The 2,541-nt window shown below is 56.0% G+C and carries 3 protein-coding genes; all 3 read right to left on the reverse strand.

The genetic code is table 11. The annotated features are described in order from the left end of the window. The coding region (locus tag MKW15_RS24035) for a hypothetical protein (RefSeq protein WP_240862879.1) at nt 1–210 on the reverse strand (210 nt) is incomplete at its 3' end. A 122-nt stretch (nt 211–332) separates the two neighbouring features. Further along, nucleotides 333–1,637: a GIY-YIG nuclease family protein gene (locus MKW15_RS24040; RefSeq protein WP_240862881.1), complete on the reverse strand. Its 1,305-nt coding sequence runs from the start codon at nt 1,635–1,637 to the stop codon at nt 333–335. Continuing rightward, nucleotides 1,630–2,541: Eco57I restriction-modification methylase domain-containing protein (locus tag MKW15_RS24045; protein WP_240862883.1), on the reverse strand; the 912-nt coding region annotated here is incomplete at its 5' end. The genes MKW15_RS24040 and MKW15_RS24045, both read right to left, overlap by 8 nt.

Raw genomic sequence — 2,541 nt, forward strand, 5'->3', positions numbered from 1 at the left:
CATTAACATCGCCGACCATTGAGGCACCGTCACGCCAGTCGTCAACTTGCCACAGGACAGAGTGATGGTCTTGGAATCGAAACCATTGCCGATCGCGTCACGCACAGGCGGTAGCGCGGCGAGTCCCACCCCCGCACCGGTTCCTGCCACAGTTAGTACCCTGTAGTCGTGGAAGAACACATTCTGCTTCTCTCTAAGCAGGTTTGCCATCGCATGGCAGGAAGCCACTGTTGGCAGGAACCAGAATGAGTGGTTCAGATATGGCAGTAGCCTTACGTCGGCGTATGGTACAGCCGGTTTCCTTGCTCCCAGCTTGAGGTTATCGACCTGCGTTAAGGAGCCCGCGCCGCGGATGATGTCAAGCCACTTCTGAACTTCCTCCTTATGCTTGAATTCGGCTCCTGAGCCGACCCCACTCGCGGCGAAGAACTCTCCCAGGTCGAACTCGTCGAATTCGCCCTGGCTTGCGATAGCCAGCAGCTCATCCGGCATTTTGTATGTAAGTAGACGCATCTCAGGCAAAGATAAGTAGGGATTAGGCTCACCGTGGCGGTAGAGCGACCATCTTTGTTTCTCTCGCTGCTCGTCGGTATAGGTCCAGTTGAAGATCTGCTCTTCGATGAACTCCCCGGTCGCCAAAGCCTTAAACGGTGTTCCGGAGAGGTACAAATAGCCTTGGTAGTGATAGGCAAAAACTCGATCTCGTCTTCGCCTAGCTCGTTGAATTCTTCGTTGAATCCGACGAGGCCTGGATTGAACTCTGCGGCTGTCTCCTTCTTAGCCTCGGACACGTCCTCGCCCTCGAAAAGCTCCTGAGCCTTCTCGCGCCATGCTCCGAAGTGGTACTCGTCAAAGATGACGAGGTCCCAAGGCATAGTATGTACCCAAGTATTCTTTGGCTTTATGTTTCCAGCCTTATCCTTGCCCAGCAGGTCTTGGAACGAGCCGAAGTAGACGAGTGGCCTCTTCTTGTCGGCCGTCGTAGGGTCGCCGCCAGCGGCTTTCGAGAGGTACTGCCATCCATCAAAATCGACGTGCGATTCGAGATCGTCTCGCCAAGCATCCTCGACCGCTGGTTTGAATGTCGCCACTAAGACCCTTGTTGCGCCCATCTTTTTAGCCAACTGGTAGGCTGCAAATGTCTTACCGAATCGCATCTTGGCGTTCCATAAGTAGCGCGGAACTGCATGCATGTCCTCCTTCCATATCGAGAGAAAGTATGCGTGAGCTCTGATCACCGCTGTCCGCTGCTCCGGACGCATCTCAAATGTCTGATAATGTGTGGCGGTCAATTTCCGTCCAGTACGGAGTTCAGTGATGGCAGTCTTAACGTCAGCGACGGCGCACTCTATCCACTCCAACCCGGGATTGGCCAAACCCTTTGCCTTGAGTCTCTCCCGCACCTGATGGTCGCTGAAGTGCGAGCCGTCCTCGCGCTCTGCCGACTCGTCTAGTTCGATGGTGTAGTTCTCGATCATCGCGGTCTGGACCTGCTGCGCCACGCGCGTCTTGACGGCTTGAGTCGTCTGGCCGATCTTGAGTAAGCCAGCGTGAGCGGGATCGTCGATCGAGTAGGCATAGATTCGGAGCCGTGCCCGAGGCTTGTCCGGGAAGAGGACTTCCTCAGGCCTACTCATCCGACAGGTTCATCGGTCGGACTACAGTATCGATGAAGGCGATCTCCTCCGCCGTAATGCCGTACTTTGCGAAGAGTTCCTCGTCAGTCCACGTCTTAGTCCATTGTTGCGTCGGCACAAATGTATAGACGTGTCGGGTAGTGTTCTGTGATGGCTTGTGGAGCAGTATCAAAAAGCGCGTGAAACGACAGGACAAGTAGCTCAGAACACTCGCAGCTTCTTTCCGTTCCGCAAAGGGGCCGATGGCGAGGTACGTCTCCGTGCACACGGTGCCCGGCTCTCCAAGGAAGGGCGTGCTGATAATTCGGTGCGGATAGGTATCCTTGTCGCCGGTACCAGGCGCAGCGAAACCGATAAAGACTTTCCATGCGTCGATCAGCGGCTTGCCCGCTTTGATCTCATCGCGCGCAACATACGCATGCCCCCCCTTCTGGAGCAGCCTCAGATCGCCTTTGACCCAATCGTTTCGTCCACGGAAGGTAGAGGCGAAACCGAATGGTCGACGGGCGCTCACCATCTCAGCGAATCGACGGTCAACAGGAAGAGCCAATGTCCCCGAGGCCCCCTCCACCGCCGCCACCTTTTTCAGTATCGACACTCCCACGTGGTAGCGAATGAATACATCTGCGCCGGGTTCGGCTAGGGGTCGCAGCGATGTAGCCGACTCTCCTTGGAAGTGCGTGGTCACCTCGCAGTCTCCTGCGTTGTCGCGGTTCCGCAAGAAGACGCAAACTCCGCCCTTGGGTCCGTTTCTTGGGAACACGTCTGCGGAAATCGGGTAGTCCTCGATTCGGCGAATGTGACCATCGGCCAGCATCGCGTCCCGAAATTCATCAAGGTTCTTGCCCCCTGTGAACCACCGAGAGGGGATGATCATCGTAAGCAACCGAGGTTCGAGTTTCTT

Source organism: Gordonia gummivorans (assembly GCF_022513585.1).
In the GTDB taxonomy this organism is placed as follows: domain Bacteria; phylum Actinomycetota; class Actinomycetes; order Mycobacteriales; family Mycobacteriaceae; genus Gordonia.

Coding starts and splice junctions, on each gene's coding strand:
- MKW15_RS24040 (WP_240862881.1), bottom strand. CDS start 1,637: ATGAGTAGGCCTGAGGAAGTCCTCTTCCCGGACAAGCCTCGGGCACGG.